20 protein-coding genes and 1 tRNA gene are annotated in these 19,055 nt (G+C 72.1%); 9 read left to right on the top strand and 12 right to left on the bottom strand.

All coding sequences use genetic code 11. The features are described 5' to 3' along the window. Positions 1-19: 19 nt before the first annotated feature. A tRNA-Met gene (locus tag G5V58_RS15110) sits at positions 20-93 on the top strand. Between the two features lie 278 nt (positions 94-371). Here G5V58_RS15110 and G5V58_RS15105 read toward each other — a convergent pair. Both G5V58_RS15105 and G5V58_RS15100 read right to left on the bottom strand, forming a co-directional pair. Further along, positions 372-1,697, bottom strand: a complete 1,326-nt coding sequence (locus tag G5V58_RS15105; RefSeq protein ID WP_165234345.1) for an FAD-binding oxidoreductase — start codon at positions 1,695-1,697, stop codon at positions 372-374. Continuing rightward, entirely contained in the window at positions 1,694-2,620 is a 927-nt protein-coding gene (locus G5V58_RS15100; RefSeq protein WP_165234342.1) for an LLM class flavin-dependent oxidoreductase, read from the bottom strand. Before G5V58_RS15100 ends, G5V58_RS15105 begins: the two co-directional genes overlap by 4 nt. A gap of 91 nt (positions 2,621-2,711) precedes the next feature. Here G5V58_RS15100 and G5V58_RS15095 point away from each other — a divergent pair, with 91 nt between their 5' ends. After that, the gene (locus G5V58_RS15095) at positions 2,712-3,251 is read left to right on the top strand and encodes a TetR/AcrR family transcriptional regulator (RefSeq protein ID WP_165234339.1); all 540 of its coding nucleotides are present in this window, start codon (positions 2,712-2,714) and stop codon (positions 3,249-3,251) included. Positions 3,252-3,335: 84 nt separating this feature from the next. Here G5V58_RS15095 and G5V58_RS15090 read toward each other — a convergent pair whose 3' ends face one another. The 4 genes from G5V58_RS15090 to G5V58_RS15075 form a co-directional block, all read right to left on the bottom strand. Next, positions 3,336-3,986 (bottom strand): trimeric intracellular cation channel family protein, encoded by a 651-nt coding sequence (locus G5V58_RS15090; RefSeq protein ID WP_165234336.1) that lies wholly within the window; start codon positions 3,984-3,986, stop codon positions 3,336-3,338. A gap of 74 nt (positions 3,987-4,060) precedes the next feature. Further along, entirely contained in the window at positions 4,061-4,774 is a 714-nt protein-coding gene (locus tag G5V58_RS15085) for an alpha/beta fold hydrolase (protein ID WP_165234332.1), read from the bottom strand. A gap of 175 nt (positions 4,775-4,949) precedes the next feature. Beyond that, positions 4,950-7,364 (bottom strand): LuxR C-terminal-related transcriptional regulator, encoded by a 2,415-nt coding sequence (locus G5V58_RS15080; protein WP_165234329.1) that lies wholly within the window; start codon positions 7,362-7,364, stop codon positions 4,950-4,952. Beyond that, positions 7,339-7,656, bottom strand: a complete 318-nt coding sequence (locus G5V58_RS15075; RefSeq protein ID WP_165234326.1) for an AAA family ATPase — start codon at positions 7,654-7,656, stop codon at positions 7,339-7,341. Before G5V58_RS15075 ends, G5V58_RS15080 begins: the two co-directional genes overlap by 26 nt. Positions 7,657-7,758: 102 nt before the next feature. Between G5V58_RS15075 and G5V58_RS15070 the strand changes: the two genes are divergently transcribed. Beyond that, complete coding sequence (locus tag G5V58_RS15070) at positions 7,759-9,534, top strand: GMC family oxidoreductase (protein ID WP_329957582.1); 1,776 nt, start codon at positions 7,759-7,761, stop codon at positions 9,532-9,534. Then, positions 9,531-10,334 (top strand): alpha/beta fold hydrolase, encoded by an 804-nt coding sequence (locus G5V58_RS15065; protein WP_165239142.1) that lies wholly within the window; start codon positions 9,531-9,533, stop codon positions 10,332-10,334. The genes G5V58_RS15070 and G5V58_RS15065 overlap by 4 nt, the downstream gene beginning before the upstream one ends. 437 nt (positions 10,335-10,771) lie before the next feature. Here G5V58_RS15065 and G5V58_RS25630 read toward each other — a convergent pair whose 3' ends face one another. Both G5V58_RS25630 and G5V58_RS15055 read right to left on the bottom strand, forming a co-directional pair. Beyond that, positions 10,772-12,022 carry a hypothetical protein gene (locus tag G5V58_RS25630; protein ID WP_196240516.1) on the bottom strand — a complete coding sequence of 417 codons (1,251 nt, stop codon included), beginning with the start codon at positions 12,020-12,022 and terminating at the stop codon, positions 10,772-10,774. Positions 12,023-12,418: 396 nt separating this feature from the next. Continuing rightward, positions 12,419-12,934 (bottom strand): LysE family translocator, encoded by a 516-nt coding sequence (locus G5V58_RS15055; protein ID WP_165234323.1) that lies wholly within the window; start codon positions 12,932-12,934, stop codon positions 12,419-12,421. Positions 12,935-13,044: 110 nt separating this feature from the next. Between G5V58_RS15055 and G5V58_RS15050 the strand changes: the two genes are divergently transcribed. Beyond that, positions 13,045-13,902, top strand: a complete 858-nt coding sequence (locus G5V58_RS15050; RefSeq protein ID WP_165234319.1) for an SDR family NAD(P)-dependent oxidoreductase — start codon at positions 13,045-13,047, stop codon at positions 13,900-13,902. A gap of 33 nt (positions 13,903-13,935) precedes the next feature. Here G5V58_RS15050 and G5V58_RS15045 read toward each other — a convergent pair whose 3' ends face one another. After that, the gene (locus tag G5V58_RS15045; RefSeq protein ID WP_165234316.1) at positions 13,936-15,114 is read right to left on the bottom strand and encodes an MFS transporter; all 1,179 of its coding nucleotides are present in this window, start codon (positions 15,112-15,114) and stop codon (positions 13,936-13,938) included. 88 nt (positions 15,115-15,202) lie between these two features. On the opposite strand from G5V58_RS15045, the gene G5V58_RS15040 reads away from it, so the two are divergent. Next, positions 15,203-15,766: a TetR/AcrR family transcriptional regulator gene (locus G5V58_RS15040; RefSeq protein WP_165234313.1), complete on the top strand. Its 564-nt coding sequence runs from the start codon at positions 15,203-15,205 to the stop codon at positions 15,764-15,766. Between the two features lie 89 nt (positions 15,767-15,855). Continuing rightward, positions 15,856-16,299, top strand: coding sequence for a hotdog fold thioesterase (locus G5V58_RS15035; RefSeq protein WP_165234310.1), 444 nt, complete (start codon positions 15,856-15,858; stop codon positions 16,297-16,299). Positions 16,300-16,337: 38 nt separating this feature from the next. Here G5V58_RS15035 and G5V58_RS15030 read toward each other — a convergent pair whose 3' ends face one another. Then, on the bottom strand, positions 16,338-16,784 hold the full coding sequence (locus tag G5V58_RS15030) for an HNH endonuclease (RefSeq protein ID WP_230486647.1): 447 nt from the start codon (positions 16,782-16,784) through the stop codon (positions 16,338-16,340). 263 nt (positions 16,785-17,047) lie between these two features. On the opposite strand from G5V58_RS15030, the gene G5V58_RS26025 reads away from it, so the two are divergent. Together G5V58_RS26025 and G5V58_RS26020 are read left to right on the top strand one after the other, a co-directional pair. Continuing rightward, complete coding sequence (locus tag G5V58_RS26025; protein WP_329957528.1) at positions 17,048-17,755, top strand: fatty acid desaturase family protein; 708 nt, start codon at positions 17,048-17,050, stop codon at positions 17,753-17,755. Beyond that, a complete protein-coding gene (locus G5V58_RS26020) occupies positions 17,713-18,081 on the top strand; it encodes a fatty acid desaturase family protein (protein WP_329957527.1) in 369 nt (122 codons plus the stop codon). The genes G5V58_RS26025 and G5V58_RS26020 overlap by 43 nt, the downstream gene beginning before the upstream one ends. On the opposite strand, the gene G5V58_RS15020 is transcribed toward G5V58_RS26020, so the two are convergent. Both G5V58_RS15020 and G5V58_RS15015 read right to left on the bottom strand, forming a co-directional pair. Further along, the gene (locus G5V58_RS15020) at positions 18,053-18,358 is read right to left on the bottom strand and encodes an AzlD domain-containing protein (RefSeq protein WP_165234307.1); all 306 of its coding nucleotides are present in this window, start codon (positions 18,356-18,358) and stop codon (positions 18,053-18,055) included. The two genes, G5V58_RS26020 and G5V58_RS15020, sit on opposite strands and share 29 nt — an antisense overlap. Further along, entirely contained in the window at positions 18,355-19,005 is a 651-nt protein-coding gene (locus G5V58_RS15015; protein WP_165234305.1) for an AzlC family ABC transporter permease, read from the bottom strand. Before G5V58_RS15015 ends, G5V58_RS15020 begins: the two co-directional genes overlap by 4 nt. Between the last annotated feature and the right edge of the window lie 50 nt (positions 19,006-19,055).

Below are 19,055 nucleotides of genomic sequence, written 5' to 3'. Positions count from 1 at the left end.
GTAACGTTGGGTTCACCGACGCGGGGTGGAGCAGCTCGGTAGCTCGCTGGGCTCATAACCCAGAGGTCGCAGGTTCAAATCCTGCCCCCGCTACGAGAAGTGGCCCTGACCAGCAGAAGTGCTGATCAGGGCCACTGTCTTTCTCCAGGGGAGCCTGGGTCCCCACAAACTCCCCCCAGACGATGCTCGGGAGCCCCGGCACCGACACAAGCGCCCTGGCCCAGCTCGGTGCGCGTACGTCACCCTGAGATGAGCCCGGCGCTTCCGTCGAGCTCGGCACAGGCCCGCGGCCCCAACGGGGGCGGAGGCGCGTCTGGTGTCGACGTGCCGCAGACGACAGCTGTCGTGCGCGATCGACTTCGTCCGTCGTGTCAGCGCCTCGTCGCGCCGGACCTGCGGAGCACACCCTCGGGGTCGTAGCGCTGCGCCAGCCGACGTACACGGTCGCCGGTGGGCCCTGGGAATGCGCGTCGGAACGTCTCCTCGGACGGGTGGCTCTCGAAGTTGCGGTAGGCACCAGTGGCGTGACGCCGCAGTGACCTGGCCGCACTGTCCAGCCCTCGACGATCCTGGGGTGGGAACACGGTCGCGGTGACCAGGACCTCGGCGCTGCGGTGGGCGAAGGCGGTGGCGTCACGGTGGACGTCGTTGATGGCGCCGCCGATGGCACGGATCTGCAGGAACGGTCGCTCCGGGTGCCTCGCCGTCGCGATGAGCGCACGCGCCGAGTCGTCGTCGAGCCGCCTGAGGAGTGCGTTCGTGGTCGTCGCGGGCTGCTGGCCGACGTTGGCGTGCAGGTGGTTGGTGGGCACGAGATCGGAGTAGTGCGCGGGCTCGAACGCACCGCCGTGCACTCCTCTTCGGGCGAAGAGGGGAGCGAGGGCAGCGTCGGCGGCGCGTGGGTCGGCGCCGGCGAAGACCGCCGTCAGCACCAGGACGAGCTGGTGCCCGGAGGCGGCGACGATGCCGCTCATGGTGAGCTCGCGGGGTGCCGTGTGCATGAACCCTGACCACCGGCGAAGGGCCACACCGTGGTCGTCGAGCTCGATGACGACCTGGCTGAGCTGGACCGCCGGCAGGCGCATCGGCTCGATGTCGAGGTCGGTGACCACGCCGACGAAGGATCCCGCGCCGCGCACCGCCCAGAGCAGGTCGGGCTCGGCGTCGTCGGCGCGGAGGACCTCTCCCGACGGCAGGACGACGGTCGCGGCGCGTACGTGGTCCACGGTCAGGCCGTAGGTGCGCACGAGCCAACCGAGGCCACCGGCGGTGGCGAGTCCACCGACGCCGACGTTGCCGTGGTCGCCGGAGCTGATCGCGAGCTCGTACGGCGCGAGCGCGGACGCGACCTGCGCCCAACGGGCGCCGGCCCCCACGCGGACGAGAGGTGGCTCGGCGCCCGCGGGTGCTTCCAGCAGCGAGACGGAGTTCATGGCGCCGAGGTCGACGACGATGCCACCGTCGTTGGAGGAGAGCCCGTCGAGCCCGTGGCCACCGCTGCGGATGGAGACGGGCAGCCGTGTCGCCGCGGCGTAGCGGACGGCCTGGGAGACCTCGTCGACCGAGCGCGGCACGAGGATCTGGGCCGGCGAATGGCGGGTCGTGTAGGTGGACCGGAGGAACCGGTACGCGTCGTCCTCGGGTGTGACCGTCCGGACGGAGTCGGGCAGGGTCGGCTGACCGACCGGCGTGGTCACCGGGCCCTCCTGAGGTCCGCGACGCTCTGCCGGACGGCGGGTACCACCTCGGTCGCGAAGAGCTCGAGCTGCTGCTCCTCGGTCCGGTCCGAGTTGGCCACGGGCCAGAAGATGAACGTGTCGAAGCCGAGCTCGACCACGGCGTCGGCCAGGAAGTCGACCCACGTCGAGGTGTCGCCGGTGAGCCCGCCGGTGGGGCTGTGGCCGGCCCCCTCAGTGCTGCTGGCGATCGTGCCGATCACGTTCCAGATGCGCGCGATGTCGGCGGGTTCGCGTCCGGCGGCGCGGGCGCTGTTGTCGATGAGCTGTTGCTTGGCGGGAACGTCCTCGGCCGGCACGTAGATGTTGAGCGGGGAGATCCAGCCCTGGGCCCTGCGACCCACCAGGTCGAGCATGCGCTTCTTCTGTGCGCCCAGCCAGACCTGGGGGCTGCTCGGTGCCGCCGGCCCGGCGACGTAGTCGACCCTGTACTCCTCATTTCCGCCCTGAGTCGGGCCTCCCCGGAGCGCCTTGATGAGGATCTCGACGGCAGCGTCGGCGTAGGTCACCATGACGGACGGCTCGCGGCGCGATGCGCCCATCCCGGCGATGGCGTCGGGGAACGGGCCGCCGCCCACGCCCAGCTGGACGCGACCGCCGTTCATCAGCGACAAGGTCGACGCGGCCTTGGCGAGCACGGCGGGCGGGCGGAGCTGGAGGTCGGCGACGTCCGGCATGACCGAGATCCGCTCGGTCGCCGCCGAGAGGTAGGTGAGCAGCGTCCAGGTGTCGAGGTGCGACGGCTGGTAGGCGTGGTCCTGGACGGCCAGCAGGTCGAGGCCCAGTCTGTCGGCCTGTCCGGCCAGCTGGAAGGCCCTGCTCAGGCCACCGACTCCAGGGTCGATGCTGAGTCCGAAGCGGACCTCGTGTCCGTAGTCGGTCAAGGGAGTGTCTCCGTATCTTGGCGTAGTCTCAACTTAGAGCGACAGCCTCAACTTGAGAGTCCATCAATCTATTCCGAGAAGGGGAGACTCGATGCGAGCCGACGCCCGGCGCAATGCGGAGCGGATCCGTGCCGCGGCGGCTGAGGCCTTCGCTGAGCACGGGATCGACGTCCCGCTGGAGGACATCGCACGGCGAGCGGGCGTGAGCCCGGGCACGATCTACCACCGGTTCGGCAGTCGGGAGGGGCTCACCGATGCCGTGGTCGCCGACGTCGCCGCGGAGAAGCTCGCTACTGCGGTCGCGGCCACCGCCGGCGCGACCCCGTGGGAGCGGTTCTCGAGCTACGTGTTCGCGTTGGGCGCGGCTCAGGCGGCTGATCCGACCTTCAACGCGATCGTCGCGCGCCGCCATCCTGAGTCGGTCGCTCTGCGCGAGGTCACGTCGCAAGCGGTCGCGCACGCCGCTCCCCTCATGGAGGCCGCCCAAGCAGACGGCACGCTTCGCGACGACGTCTCCGGCGAGGACCTCGACCGACTCATCTGGCTGAACGCGCAGGCCGTCCGGTTGGGCGACGACTGGTGGCGCCGCTCGCTCGAGATCTTCCTCAACGGCCTGCGGGCGGACCGTTGAGCTGCCTTCAGGTTGCCGGGTGTCGCAGGTTTCCGGTGTGACCGGTGTCGGTGACGACAGAGCGACTCGCTGTCCGCGACGAGCCTAGGACCGACGGCGCAGACGCATGGAGCCTTGTTCGGGGAACGTCCAGTCACGACGCACCGCGGCCAGACGCACAGCGACCGTCACGGTTGCCGAGCCTGCCCCCGCGATCAGGATCGGGGTGGAGAGTGCGACCAGGACGATGAGAGCGGCCGCGCCTGCAGCGGCGGCCACGGCGTACAGCGTGCCGACGTGGAGGACGGAGACCGGCCGGTTCATCAAGATGTCGCGCAGCACGCCACCGCCGATCGACCCGATGACGCCCACGACCAGCGCTCCGACGTCGCCCACCCCCAGGGAGAGCGCCTTCGAGGTGGCGATCGCCCCGAACAGGCCCATGACGATGGCGTCGAGCACCGTGAGCGGCCACTCGGCGCGGGTCAGCGTCTGCTGCAGCGTCATTCCCAGGACGGCGGCGGATGCAGCGACCAGCAGGTAGCTGTTGGCCCAGATGACGACAGGTGGCTGGTCGAGCACCACGTCGCGCAGCAGGCTGCCGCCGAGCGCGACGCTCAGACCGATGATGACGACACCGAGCACGTCGACGCGGCGGTCGCGGTGCGCGGCCGCGAAGAGAGCACCCTGAAGTCCGCCGAGGGCGGCGGCGAGCAGCTCGATCCCGAGGGGGATCTCGAACGTCGCGACTCGCATCGCTCCTCCTCTCACGAGGGTCCGGCCGGCTCGCGGGGGTCGCGCGAGCCGGCCGGGACTGGTGGGTGTGCGTCTCAGTTCGCGCTGACGAGGGCGTGCTCGGCGGCGTCGACGATGACGTCCGCGACGACGGTGGCCTGAGTGAGGTAGACAGCGTGGCTGCCTGCGACCGTGGTGATCTGCGCACCCGCCCGCTGAGCCATGTGCTCGAGCATCGCCCGGTCGAACGCCTTGTCCTCGGTGCCGATGACCGCCCACGACGGCTTGCTGCGCCAAGCGGCGGTGGTGACCGGGCTGCCGAAGACCGACATGTTGATGGGGACCTGCGAGTCACGCATGAACTCCGCCTCGGCATCACTGGCGTCGGCGGCGAAACCGACCTTGAACTTCCCGGGGTTGAGGAAGCCGTAGCCGTCATCGCCGACATCGATGACGAAGTCGGGCGTTGCGGCGAAGCCCTCGTACTGCTGGGCTGTGGTCTGGCCGGAGTCAGGCGCGAGCGCTGCGACGTAGACCAGCCCGGCGACGTTCGGGTGGGACCCTGCCTCGGTCACGACCGTGCCGCCCCACGAGTGCCCGACCAGGATGGTCGGCCCGTCCTGGCGGTCGAGGACTCGCCTGGTCGCGGCGACGTCATCCGCGAGCGAGGTGAGCGGGATCTGCACGATCGTCACCCGGTAGCCGCGGCCGGTCAGGTCGTCGTACACGCCGCGCCAGCCGGAGCCGTCCGCGAACGCGCCGTGGACGAGCACGACGTTCTTGATCCCGTGATCGGTGGTGGTGTCCATGCTGCTGTTCCCTTCGGTGCCCGCAGACCGCGTCCGCGGAGTGTGTGGTGGACGTCGTGGCGTCGGAAGGCCGGTTCGACCGTCCTCACGCTGACGAGTCCCAACGTAAGAAGGGGCGCGCGCTCTTCGCGTACGTCACATGACGGTCATGCCGACCGTGCGCTGGTCCGTGGGTTCAGAGACCGAGGGCTTCGCGCAGGGCAGCGCGGGAGGTGATCCCCAGCTTGGGGAAGAGGCGGTGCAGGTGGGTGCCGACCGTCCGGTGTGAGAGGTAGAGCCGCGCGCCGATCTCGCGGTTGGTGAGACCTTCCGCGGCCAGCTGGGCGATGAGCAGTTCCTGAGGACTCAGCTGTTCGCGAAGGTCGGCGTTGCGTGGCCTGCTCTGCTCACCCGAGGCGCGCAGCTCCTGACGCGACCTCTCACCCCAGGCCACGGCACCGAGCGCGTCGAAGGTGTCCCGAGCGGCCCGGAGCGGCGCCCTGGACTCGGCCCCCCGCCGGCGCCTGCGGAGCCACGCGCCGTACGCCAGCTGCAGCCGCGCACGGGCGAAGGGCCAGGCGCTCAGGTCTGCGGCCAGCGCGGCCTCGTACAGCCGCTCGGCCTCGTCCTCGGCTGCCAGCAGCGCGCGGCCGTACCGCATCCCGACGTGCAGCATCGGGGAAGGCGTGGCGTGGGCGACCCTCTCGAGCTCGGCCATGACCTGCTCGGCCTCAGCGCGGTGTCCACTGTGCACGGCTGACTCGACGAGGTCGGCCGCAGTGTAGGTGTGCACCACGGCGTGATAGGCGGGATCAGCGGGGTCGGCGACCCGGATCAGCTCCTCCCAGGCCTCGTGGTGACGCCCCCCGCTGAGTGCGATGGCGCCGCGGGCGACCTGCACCACCGCCAGGACCCCGTTGGACTGGACCTGGATCCCCAGTCGAGACGCCTCGTCGAGGCGTTCCGCAGCATCTCGCTCAAGGTCTTCCGTGGCGCGCAGCGAGGACACGACGGACTGGACGACCAGTGAGATGGCCCGCACCAGCGGCTGCTCGGTGTCCGCGGCGAGCCGGCCGGCCTCGTCGGCTGCCGTGGCGGCGAGGTCGAACCGGCCGACCATCAGCGCACTCCAGGCCTGCACCATCAGGACCCGGCACAACAGTCCGAGTTCTCCGCCGGCCCGCAGACCAGGGAGCGCAGAGGCCAGCAGCTCGACGGCGAGGGGCATGTCGCCGGCCACGCTCGTCGCGAACCCGGCGGCACGTGTGCGCGCCGGGTCGAGGAGACCAGGGGAGTCAGCGCGCAGGCGTTCCAGGACCACGGCTCCGCGCTCGAACGGCAGGACGTACCCGATGCACTCGAGCGCGAGGGGGTCGTCGGGCTCGAGTGCCTGCTCGACGACTTCCACGACGCGGGCGCGCGTCGCCGCGCTGGCATCGGCCCACATGCACTGCAACGACGCCGCCTGGAGGAACACCAGAGCCTGATCCGTGCGACCGTCCGAGGCCGCCGCAGCGGCTGCCTCGGTCAACCTCCTGGTGCCCGCGCCCTCGAGGCCCTCCGCGAAGTTGTCGCGGATCACTGCCATCCGTGTTCGTTCCAGGGCAGGTACGTCGAGGGCGGCCGTCTCCTGCAAGAGCCGGTCGACGATGTCGGGTCTACCCCACTCGAACGCGAGCTCAGCGGCCATCAGGTAGCGCCTGATCCGGGCCGCCGGGTCCGCGCTCAGCCGGGCGGCACGCTCGAGTGCCGCCTGTGCTGCCGCCACCCCTCCGCGGTGCCGGGCGCGTGCGCCGACCTCCTCCAACTCCGAGGCGAGCTCCTCGTCCGGCCGGTCGGTCGCGGCGGCCCGGTGCCAGACCTGGCGGTGCGGGTCCACCAGTGTCTGCGCCAACGCGCGATGGGCGCTCTGCAAGTGGGGCAACGTGGCCTGCTGCCGGATCGCGTGGCGGACCAGAGGGTGACGGAACTCCAGCCTCCCGCCGGCCAGAGCGGCCAGTCCGGCCTCGACGGCCGGGACCACAGCCTGCGCAGACACCTCCTCGCCACGCAGAGCAGCAGCGGCCCTCAGAGCGTCTCCCAGGTCTCCTTCGCCTTCCAGGGCGGCGACGAGCAGCAGGTCTTGCGTCACGTCGGGAAGAGCGGGGAGCCGGGCTGCGAAGGCGCGCTCCAGGCGCGCGGTCAGGGACGGGGGCGCGGAGTCGTCGTACACGCCGTCGAGGGGCAACTCGGTCAGCGCAAGCGGGTTGCCCGCTGCCACGTCCAGCAGACGACCCAGGTCGGTCGACCCGAGGTGCGGCGCGCGGTGCGTGAGCACCTGTTCGGCCAGGTGGCGGTCCAGGCGTCCCAACGGCAGCTCGTGCACGACCGAGCCCGCAATGACAGGCGGGAAGTCGTCGCGTTGAGCGACCACCATGACCACCGCCTCGGACTCCAGACGTCTGGCGATGAAGCCGAGGACGTCAGCGCTGGGCCGGTCCAACCAGTGGGCGTCGTCGACCGCCAGGACGAGGGGTTGGCCCGCCGCGCTCTCGCTGAGCAGGTTCAGTGCCGCCAGGCCGATCAAGAAGGGCTCCGGCGCGGCCTCATCCGTCATGCCGAAGGCCGCCATCAGCGCGCGCAGCTGGGGGGGCGGGCAGTGTCGAGAGGCCACCCAACATCGGTTGGATCAGCTGGTGGAGGCCGGCGAACGGGAGCGTCATCTCGCCCTCGACGCCAGTGGCGCGCAAGACGCGCAACCCGCGTCGGGCCGCGGACTCGCGGCCGAGACGCATCAGTTCAGACTTGCCGATCCCTGCTTCTCCACGGAGGAGGACGACGCGCCCGTGGAGCCGGATGTCGCGGAACAGCTCATCGAGTACTGCCAGTTCGGCGTCGCGGCCGACCACGCCCTCAGTCGTCATCTCCGCGCCCCTGTCCCTCGTGCCGGCCGTCGTGGGGATCCGCGATCGGCCCACGGCGACGCCAGGGTAGGCGAGAACGTGGTCGGAGACGCCGACGTCCCTATGGGTGAAGCAGGCGGAACGGCCTCCTGGTCGACCTCAGTCCTTCCGGTCCACGCGCTCCACCAGAGCCAACGTCGGGGAGACCGTCACCTGACGTACGCGAGGAGGTGGCGCCCGTTCCTACGGTCGTCCCATCAGCGCACACGGCGGCCAGTTCTGGTCGTCCACGGCCGCTGCGGATCGAGAAGGACAGTGATGATGCTCAGTCGAAGGGGCCGGGAGCACGAGGGGAGTCCGGGAGCCGCGGCGCGTGGACGCTACGACTACGTGGTCGTGGGTGCAGGGTCGGCCGGTTGTGTGGTGGCCGCCCGTCTGTCCGAGGACCCGGCAGCTCGGGTGCTGCTGCTCGAATCCGGGCCGGCGGACAGTCTGCCGGACATCGCCGCGCCGCCGGCGTGGCCGGCCCTGTGGGGCACTGAGGTCGACTACGCGTACCGCACGGTCCCGCAGGCCGGCACTGATGGCGCCTCCCACAGCTGGCCACGAGGCCACACGCTCGGCGGTAGCAGCAGCATCAACGCGATGGTCTACCTGCGTGGTCACCGCAACGACTTCGACCAGTGGGCCGCGTCCGGATCTCCAGGCTGGGACTACGAGTCGGTGCTGCCCTACTTCCGCCGGATGGAGACGACCGTCGGACGGGACCCGCGGTACCGGGGGACCGAGGGGCCGATGCGGCCGGCACCTGCGTCCGGTCCCAACCCCCTCTCCCAGGTCTTCCTCGACGGTGCGGCAGCCGCTGGCTACCCGTCCACCGACGACTTCAACGGCGAGCACGCCGAAGGTGCTGGCTGGCACGACCTGTCCATCGCTGGGGGAGTGCGTCAGAGCACCGCAGTCGCGTACCTCCATCCAGTACTCGGTCACAGGCCCAACCTGACCGTCGCCACCAACTCACGGGTGCGGAGGCTGCGGTTCGACGAAGACCGCTGCGTGGGCCTCGAGCTCGAGCGCGACGGGCACCTCGCCACGGTCCACGCCGACCGTGAGGTCGTGATCACCGCAGGTGCGGTGGACTCGCCCCGGTTGTTGCTCCTCTCCGGGGTCGGCCCAGCTGCCGAACTCGAGGCCGCAGGGGTCGACGTCGTGATCGACCTGCCGGGAGTGGGCCGCAACCTGCACGACCACCCCCTGTGCGGGGTCGTATACGAGGCGGCCCAGCCGATCGCCCCGGGCCGGAACAACCACGCCGAGACATCGATGGTCTGGCGCAGCGAGGTCTCGCTGAGTGGTCCGGACATGCAGCTGATGTTCATCCACGTGCCGTTCCACCCACCGCACCTGGCGGCGCCCGCGAACAGCTTCACTCTGGCGGTCGCCACGGTGCCGGAGGCACGAGGCACGATCCGCCTCGCCGGGCCGGACCCTGCGACCGCGCCTCTCATCGACCCGAACTACCTGGGCACGGAGTCCGACGTCCGGCGGATGGTGCACGGAGTGCAGGTGGCACGCGAGATCGCAGCGAGCGAGCCGTTCGCGCCCTGGCGCGCCCGCGAGGTGCTGCCGGGACCGCACGTCACGGACGAGGCGGCTCTGCGTGCGTTCGTCGCCCGCGGCACCAGCACCTATTACCACCCCGTGGGCACGTGCGCGATGGGCACAGGCGCGGATGCGGTGGTCGATCCCGAGCTGCGCGTCCACGGTCTGGCTGGTCTCCGCGTCGCCGACGCCTCAGTCATGCCACGCATCACGCCGGTCAACACCAACGCGGCGACCATCATGATCGGCGAGAAGGCAGCCGACCTGATGCGCCGGTCGGGGGAGTGGACGCGATGAACAGCAGAGGCGGCCAGACCCCCTCCGTCAACCGTGCGGCACGGCCGTTCGGCGACCTCGTCGCCGATCTCACCGGAACCGACGACAGCAGGCCACCGGTCGTCCTCGTGCACGGACTCACCTTCGATCGCGGTATGTGGGCACCGGTGGTGGAGACCCTCGAGGGCCGCCGGTCCCTGGCCATCGACCTGCCTGGGCACGGCGACTCGCCAGCGAGGAGCTCCTACGACATGGCAGATGTCGCGGACGTCCTGCGCGGCGCCATCACCGCGGCGGGCCTGGACGCCCCGGTGGTCGTGGGGCACTCGATCGGAGCGCTGCTGGCCACGGTGTACGCGTCGCGCCACCCAGCACGGGCAGTGCTGAACATCGACCAACCGCTGTTGGCCGGGCCCTTCGCCGACATGTTGCGTTCAGTGGAACCAGTGCTGCGCGGGCCGGACTACCTGAGCGTGTGGGGACAGCTCTTCAACGACATGGCCACCGACGAGCTCAGCCCACGGCAGCGGGCGCTCTTGCGCTCGACCCCACGCCAGGACCTGCTGATCGGATACTGGGCGGAAGTCTTGGAGAAGTCGGCAGACGAGCTCCGGCAGCAGCGGACCGACGAGCTCGCGGCACTGCGGGCGCGCGGGGTCGCGTACCACCACGTCAGTCGCACTCCGCTGCCTCCGCCCTACCTCGAGTGGCTGCGCGCGGTGCTGCCCGCGGTGGAGATCACGGTCCTGCCGGGCGGTGGGCACTTCCCGCACGTGGCCCACCCGGCCGTGATCGCAGAACTCGTCTCCCGCTGGGACTGAGCTGCTCGGCGGCCCGACCTGCCCTGGACCTGCGGAGCGGGAGCCGGTCGACGTCACCGTGGGCGACGCTCGCTGCGACTCGAACGCATGACGGGGTCGAACGTTCCGTCTCTGGGGCGGAGGGACCCTCGGTCCGATCATCGCGGCCGAGAGGCTCGAGCAACGTCCTGCTGTCCTCTCATACGACCTGGGAAAGGATCACTCGTGAAGATCGTCTGCTGGGCCCTCGACTGGCTGGCTGAGCGAAAGCGCCGGCGGACACTCGGGTGAGGTGTCGTCGTCGTGGGTGACGTGTCGGAGGCAATCACAGCGTTGCCTCGTGGGCGGTGTCGACGAATCAACGGCTCCCGCACGTCGATCGGATGTGCCGGCTCCGGCGCGCGACCCACCACGACGGTGCGGCTACTGCCCGCCTGATCTCGTGGCGGGGCCGTGGTTCAGTTGGTGGTCGTCGTGCCGGTGGTCAGCGAGTCGACCTTGACGAACGACACGGTGGAGAACTCATTGCCACTCGTGTAGATCCTCGTGGCGCCGCCGCTCTGAACCCCCCACTGGAGTCGCGCGACTGAGCCGGCGGCAACCACGACGATTCCGGAGCTGGCGCACGAGGTGACGCCGCCGTTCGTCGTGGTGTAGACGAGGCCCTCCTCCTCGATGCTGGTAGCGCTCGGCTTCAGGTAGCACAGGACGGTCGACGGCGGGTCCCAGATGGCGTTGAAGCTGAAGGCGTAGGTGCCAGGTGCCAGCCCGGGGAAGTTGAAGTGACCACTGGTCGCGGTGGCGCCGCCCTGCGGCAGTCGGTAGCGGTAGGCCGCGGTCTGGTAGGTGCTGGCCGGCTGTCCGTTGAGGTTGGTGGCGTTGGTGGCGTTGGTGGCGTTGGTGGCGGTCGTGGCGGTAGTCGCGGTGTTGGCTGTCGCGGCGTGAGCCACGGACAACGACGGGGCGGCCTTCTTGATCACTCTGGCCGCGATCTTCTTGACCGAGGACTTGGTGAGAGCGCCTGCAGCTTGCCCGGGTGACCCGGCGCCGGCCATGAAGGCGACCGCCATGAGGGCGACGACGGCAAGGGCGGTTGCTGTTCTTCTCTTCATGCCGTCATCGTGGCCGCCCGTCGCCGTTCGCGCCTGACCCGAAGTGACCATCTGGTCGTGAGCTGTGGCAGGACGGCCGGGGTTCTGGCCCTGGACCTGGAGGAACAGCGCGGACCGGTCGTGGAGCTGGGCGGTGTCGTCGAGGGCGAGGCCGTTGCCGGCGCGGCAGACGACCAGCGCGCGGGTCAGGGTGGTGAGGGCTTCGAGGACCGCGACCTTGAGCGCGAGCCGCTCGTCCAGGCGGGCGGGGTCGGCCTCGTCGGCGAGGGCGTAGGCCTCGGTGCGCCAGCGGGCGACGTGCGGACGCCCCGTGGCCGTGACGTCCTGGCCGGTCCCGGGCTGCTCCAGCTCGAGCAGCACCTGCTCCGCCAGGCCGAAGCGGTGCGCTCGGGCGTCGCCGGCCAGGTCGGCGTCGCTGCGGCGCCGCTCGTCCCGGGTCTGCACCGAGAGCACCCGCTCGTCCGGGACCGGCGCGTCAGCCACGGCGACGCGGTGGGTCCGCGAGCCGGGGACCACGCTCAGCTCCAGCGGCACCAGCAGGGTCCGGTCGTCCACCAGCACCAGGGCGGTCACCACCCGCTCGGTCTCGGGCTCCACCGCAGCGATCGTTAGCGCGTCGTGCAGCCCCCAGCCGCTGACCCACGAGATGGTCCCGCTGCACGGGCGCGGTCCCCGCCGCCGGCGTCTGCGCCAGTCGCCCCACCGCCGGTGCGTCTGAGCCACACCAGCCAGGTGTCCAGGGCACGCCCCGGCCACCAGCTCGTGCCCGTGCCGGTCCTGGGCCGGGCTCAGCCCCGCGCCGCCGTACGCCGCGGGCGCCAGGGCGTTCAGCAGCCCCAGGCGGCCGAGTTCCGCGACCCGCTCCCGGTCCACCCCTCGCGGTCGGTCCGCAGGGCACTCGGGCGGAGCACGCCCTCGGCGTACTCCCGGACGCGGGCGACGGACGGGTGCTCCGCGCCCCGCTCGGCCTGCGCTCGGGGCGGGAGGTCGCCGTCAGGCGTCCCGGCGGTCCAGGGCGACGGCGGCGGCGACGAGACCGGCGGCGACCGACGCGACCATGACGCCGAGGCCGACCCAGGGCGACAGGGCGTGCGGCTGGGCGAGCGTGGTGGAGAAGCTCTGGCCGGCGCCGGTGGCCAGGTAGGCGGCGATGTAGCTGCCCCAGCTGGGGAAGACCCCGGTGCCGCCCTGCGGCGCGGGCGGCGCCAGGGCCGCGGGACAGCCCACGGCCTCATGACCCGCGAGGAGGCGGAGCCCGATGAGGACGAGGTACGCCGCCCCGACGTACCGGATCGCCAGGAAGGCCGGCTCGGAGGCCACGAGCACCGCCGTGAGGCCGACCAGCGAGGCCACCATCCAGACCAGGTCGGCGACGAAGACGCCGAGGGCAGTCGCCGCGGCGGCGCGGGCACCCCGGCGGGCGGCCGAGGTGGAGACGAGCACGACCGCGGGGCCCGGCACGGCGACGAGCACGATCGCGAGCCCGACGAAGGCGCCGTAGGCCGTCACGAGCGACGAGTGTGGTAGCCCTCACGTCTCGTCGCACCCCACGGGGTGGTCCCGCGGGTGGGGCCATCGGCCCACGATGTACAGACATGGACACCGGACTTGGACAACTCGTGCAAGGTCTCGTGCCGGTGCGGGTCCTGGCGGCGGCGGGCCTGCGGGTGCCCGGCGGGTCCGGGCCGCACGTCGTGCTGGTGACCGGGGCGTCCAGCGGCATCGGGCGGGCGACCGCGCTGCTCGCGGCCGAGCGGGGCGACCGGGTGGCGCTCATGGCCCGCAGCGAGGGTGCCCTGGACGACCTGGCCGACGAGTGTGTCGCCGCGGGCGCCGAGTCCGCGGACGTCGTGACCGCGGACGTCACCGACGACGCGTCGGTCGCGCGGGTCGTTGACGACCTGGTCGAGCGCCACGGGCGCATCGACGCGGTGCTCCACTGCGCCGGCGTGGTCACCTACGGGCGCACCGAGGACGTCGCCGCGGACGACTTCGAGCAGGTGGTGTCCACCAACCTGCTCGGCTCGGCCACCGTGGCACGGCACGTGATCCCGGTGCTGCGCAGGCAGCGGTACGGCGTCCTCGTGCTGGTCGGGTCCCTCCTCGGCCACGTCGCGGTGCCCGACATGACGCCGTACGTCGTCTCCAAGTGGGGCGTGCGCGCGCTGGCCAAGCAGCTGTCGCTGGAGAACGCCGACCTGCCGGACGTGCACGTGGTGCACGTGGCGCCGGGCAGCGTCGACACCCCGATCTACGGCAACGCGCTCGACTCGGCCGGCGCCGTCAACACCCCGCCGCCCCCGGTGATCAGCCCGGAGCGGGTGGCCCGGGTCATCTACCGCCAGCTGCGCTTCCCGACCGCGGAGTCGCAGACCGCGTTCAGCAACTACGCCATGATCTGGACCCACAACCTGCTGCCCTTCGTGTGGCGCCGGGCCGTCGGCCCCGTGTTCCGCGCCGTCTCGCACAAGGGGTAGCGGCGCGGGCCTCGTGGTGACGGTCGGCGCGCCTCACCGCCCGGCGTGCCGGTACGCAGCGCCGGCGGCGACCAGCACGAGCGCGACCTCCAGCGCGCCGTACGCCACGGCCGTGGTCTCGAGCCCGAAGCGACCAACGGCGAGCCCGGCCGCCAGGGCCGGGACGCTGAAGGCGAGGTAGCTGACGATGTACATCGTCGCGAAGACCTCGCCGCGGTGGTCGGCGGGCGCGGCGGCGCCGATGGCTTCGACCGCCGAGCGGAACGTCGCGCCGAAGCCGAGGCCCGCGACCAGGGAGCCGAGCACGTAGACCGGCAGGGTGTCGGTGTGCAGGGCCGCGATGGTCAGCACGACGCCGAGGGTGAGGGTGGCGAAGCCGAACGGCGCGCGCCGGTGAGCGGGGAGCGCGGCGGCGAGGACCGGGCCGGTGGCGCCCGCGGTGAAGAACACGCCGAGGACGGCGCCGACGAGGAAGTGGTTCTGCACCGAGAGCACGGTGCGCAGGATCGACGATCCCAGCGAGAGGTAGAGGCCGCCGAGTGCCCAGGTCGCGGCGATCGAGGGCAGCAGCGCGAGGAAGACCGGTCGCGTGACGGGGGGAAGCGCCGCCCGGGGGCGGAGCGAGCGCCAGAGCGATCCGCCGTTCTCCGGCTCGGGGCGGGGGCGCTCGGGGACGAGCCAGACCAGGGCGGCCAGCGCGAGGTAGGCGGCGCCCAGGATCCAGAACACGAGCTGGCGGGGGAGCGGGGCGTACTCGACGAGACCGCCCGCGAGGACCGCTCCGACGGCGATCCCGAGGGAGGGCACCGCGCTGCTGACGACCGAGCCCGACCGCGGGTCCGGCGCGTTGTCCATGATCATCGCGGTCGTGGTGCCGGTGGCGGCGCCGACGGCGAACCCCTGCACGATCCGCGCGGCCATCAGCCCGCCCGTGCCTGCGGCGGTGGCGAACAGCACCATCCCCACCGCCAGGAGCACGAGGGCCGCCGACGCGACCGGCCGCCGTCCCACCCGGTCCGACAACGACCCGACCGTCAGCAGGGCGAGGAGGAGCGCGAAGACGTAGACCGCGAAGACCAAGGTCAAGGTGAACGCCGAGAAGCCCCACAGCCGCTGGTAGACCGGGTAGAGCGGCGAGGGTGCCGAGGCCGCCGTCAGCGTCGCGGCACCCGCGGCGCCGGCGACGACGAACGAGAGCGGTCGGCCGAGCACGTGTCCTCCTGAAAGCAATGATCTTGGCTTTAGAGACACTAGAGGGAGTCCGCTGGAAGGGCAAACATCTTTGCTTTAGCCTGGCTGGATGGCACACGCACAAGCCACGACCCGCCCCGGTGGCCGGAGCAGTCGGGTGCTGGCGGCCATCCACACCGCGGTCGGCGAGCTGGTGGCCGAAGGGTCGGACAAGATGACCTTCCCCCTCATCGCCGCGCGGGCCGGGGTCAACCCGACGACGCTGTACCGCCGCTGGGCCGACGTCGACGAGCTCCTCGAGGAGACCGCCGTCGCCGCCCTGACCCAACAGGGCGGGGCCGTGCCGGACACGGGCACGCTCGAGGGGGACCTGAGCGAGTGGGCGACCCTGATCGCTCGCGACATCACGCGCCCGGTGCGCGTGCGCTACCTGCGCGCCATGGTCGGCGCGCGCGCCGACCTCGTGACGCACTGCCCGGTCACGGAACGGCGCACCGAGCAGGCCGCGGAGATGCTGCGGCGCGCGGAGGCGCGAGGGGAGGAGGTGCCCACGGTCGCGCAGGTGCTCGACCACGTGGTCGCGCCGCTGTACTACCGGGTCACCTTCGCGCTCCCGGTCGACGAGGACCACGCCCGCCGGCTGGCCCGAGACGTGCTGGCCATGAGGCGGTAGTCCGGACCGGCCGACCCGCGCCGTCCCGGCGCCAAGTGCCGTGTTTCCGCGGCTGCGGGAGGCGCCTGCGCACACGCAACATCGAGGGCATGACGACGACGACACCGACCGACGAGATCTGGCACACCCACCCCGACCTGGCGCTGGCCGGGTCGCTGAGCGAGGACTGCGTGGTGGGGCTGCTCGGCATCGAGTTCACCGACGCGGGCGCCGACTGGCTCACCGCCCGGATGCCGGTCGACCGGCGCACGCGGCAGCCGCTGGGGCTCCTGCACGGCGGCTCGTCGGTCCTGCTGGCCGAGACCCTGGTCAGCTTCGCGGCGAGCTTCGTGGTGGAGCCCGGCCGAGCGTGCGTGGGCACGGAGATCAGCGCCCACCACCTGCGCTCGGTCCGCAGCGGGTGGGTGACGGGGACGGCCCGGCCGGTCTCGATCGGGCGGCGGACCCAGGTCTGGGACACCCGGATCGAGGACGACGAGGGCCGGCTGGTCTGCGTGTCCCGGTGCACCGTCGCCGTGGTCGAGGCGCGGTGAGGTGCCCCGACCACGGCGGCCGGTCCTGCTGACGACGCCTAGATCGCCGCGAGCTGCGCCCGCGTGGGGGCGTACGGCGTGAGGTGCAGCCGCAGGCCCGCCTCGGCCGGGGTGCGGTTGGCCTTGCGGTGGTTGCAGGGCGCGCAGGCGGCGACGGCGTTCAGCCAGGTGGTGCCGCCGCCGCGGCTCTGGGGGAGCACGTGGTCGACGGTGGTGGCGTGCCGGCCGCAGTAGGCGCAGGTGTGGCGGTCACGGGTGAGCACGCCGGTGCGGGAGTAGCCGGCCGTGCGGTGCAGCCAGTGGGCGGCGACGTAGCGGACCAGCCGGATGACGCGAGGCCACGGGTGGGGGCCGATCATGCGCTCGCCGTGCTGCTCCTCGACGAGGGCGACCTCGCGGAACAGCATGCGCACGGCGTGCTTGAACGACACCTTGCCGAGCGGCTCGTAGGAGGCGTTCAGCAGGGCGACTTGTTGGGCGCTCACCGCTGGACCTCCTTCCGGTCAACTCTGGTCGGCGGTGGACCGACACGCGACGCCGAGCGCGCGGGCCTCGTCCTCGAGGCACGGCACGCACGGGGCGAGGCGGCTGGTCACGCGCACAGCGTACGGCGGGGGGCCAGCGGCAGACGAGAGATTTTGCGGCGGTTCGGTGAACAGGCGGTGGCGCCGACAGTGGTGCTGGCCCCACCCCGGCTCGGGTCCTGGCACTCCTGTCCGCGGCGCCGGACGCCGAGAGGCTCGAGGGCATGGCGACCACGACCTCGACGCTCCCCGCCCGCCCCTCCCGAGCCGCCGGCACTGGCAGCGACTTCGCCGAACTTCGCCGGCGCGTCGACGCGACCGGGCTGCTGGAGCGCAGGCCCCGCTACTACACGGTGCGCATCGGCGCGGTGGCGGCGGCGCTGGTGGCCGGCTGGTCGGCGTTCTTCGTGGTCGGGGCGAGTTGGTGGACGCTGCTGGTGGCGGCGTTCCTCGCGGTGGTCTTCGCGCAGGTGGCGCTGGTCGCGCACGACCTCGCGCACCGCCAGGTCTTCCGCAGCAACCGCACGAGCGCGCGCGCCGGGCTGGTGGCGGGCAACCTGGTCATCGGCATGTCCTACGGCTACTGGATGGCCAAGCACACGGCGCACCACGCCAACCCCAACCACGACGACCTCGACCCCGACGTCGGGCCCGGGCTGCTGGCCTGGGACGCCGAGCGGGCGCGGGGGTTCGTGGCGAGGCACCAGGCCTACCTGTTCTTCCCGCTGCTCACGCTGCTCGGGATCTCGCTCAAGCGCGACAGCGTGCGCGCCCTGCGCGACGGCACGGTCAAGCGGCCGCGGCTCGAGGGCGGGCTGCTGGCCGTGCACGCGGTGCTCTACGTCGGTGCCGTGCTCGCCGTGCTCGCCCCCTGCAGGCGCTGGCCTTCGTGGTGGTGCACCAGGCGCTGTTCGGGGTCTACCTCGGGCTGACCTTCGCGCCCAACCACAAGGGCATGCCGCACCCGGACGGCACCGAGGACTTCCTGCGCAAGCAGGTGCTCACCTCGCGCAACGTGAGCGGCGGCCGCCTGGTCGACGTGGCCCTCGGCGGGCTCAACCACCAGATCGAGCACCACCTCTTCCCGGCCATGCCGACGCCGAACCTCCCGCTGGCCAAGCCGATCGTCCGCGCGTACTGCGCCGAGCTCGGCGTCGCCTACGAGGAGACCACGCTGGTCGACTCCTACCGCCAGGCGCTGCGGCACCTGCACGAGGTGGGAGCCGGGCTCAGAACAGGGCGCGCACCAGGGCGGTGAGCGCGACCGCCACGACGACCGCGAGGACCACCGACCGGCCCCGCCACAGCAGGACCGCGCCGGCCGCGACGCCGACCACCTCGGCCCCCACCCCGAGGTGGCGGCCGTCGGCGAAGACCGAGGTCACCACCAGGGCCGCGAGCAGCGCGGGTGCCATCATCGCCACCACGGCCAGGAACCGCGGCCCCGGTGTCCGGCCGCCGAAGACCACCGGCCCGGCCGCCTTGATGAGCGCCGTGGTCAGGGCGAGCAGCCCGATGGCCAGCCAGATGGTCACCGGCGCAGCCCCAGGAGGGCGGCGGTGGCGGCGGCCATGATCGGTACGCCGGGCGGGGTGAACGGCACCAGGGCCAGCGCGACCACGGCGCCGAGCAGGGCGACCACCCGCGAGCGCGGGTCGCGCAGCTCGGCCAGCAGGATGCCGACGAAGAACGTCGGGTAGACCGCGTCGAGCCCGAGGCGGTCGGTGTCGCCGAGCAGGTCGCCGCCGAAGGCGCCCAGCGCCGTCCCGAGCGCCCACCCGACGTACTGCGGGAGCGTGGTGCCGAACAGCAGCCACCGGTCGAAGGTCCCGTCGCCGCGGTTGGCCAGCGCCCACGACGCGTCCACCATCGTCTGGCCCTGCAGCGCCCGCTTGACCGGGCCGCCGGGCAGTGACGGCGCGAGCGCGGTGCCCATGGCCAGGAACCGGCCGTTCATCAGGGTCCCGGCGGCGACGGCGGCCAGCGCGGAGCCGCCGCCGGTCAGCACGGCCAGGGCCGCGAACTGCGCCGAGCCCGCGAACACCACCAGTGCGGTGACGATGGTCTGCAGGGCGCTGAACCCGGCCTGGCGCGCGAGGACCCCGAAGGACATGGAGAGCACGAGCCCCACCGCGGCGTACGGCACCCCGAGGCGCACGCCGCGCGCGAACGAGCCCGTCACGGGCACAGGCTAGGTCCACCTCTTACCGCGGAATCATCCGGGCCACCGCG

Origin of the sequence: Nocardioides anomalus (assembly GCF_011046535.1) — a bacterium.
In the GTDB taxonomy this organism is placed as follows: Bacteria; Actinomycetota; Actinomycetes; order Propionibacteriales; family Nocardioidaceae; genus Nocardioides; species Nocardioides anomalus.
The sequence above is the reverse complement of the archived record's forward strand: the minus strand, read 5'-3'. Positions and strand labels throughout refer to the sequence as shown.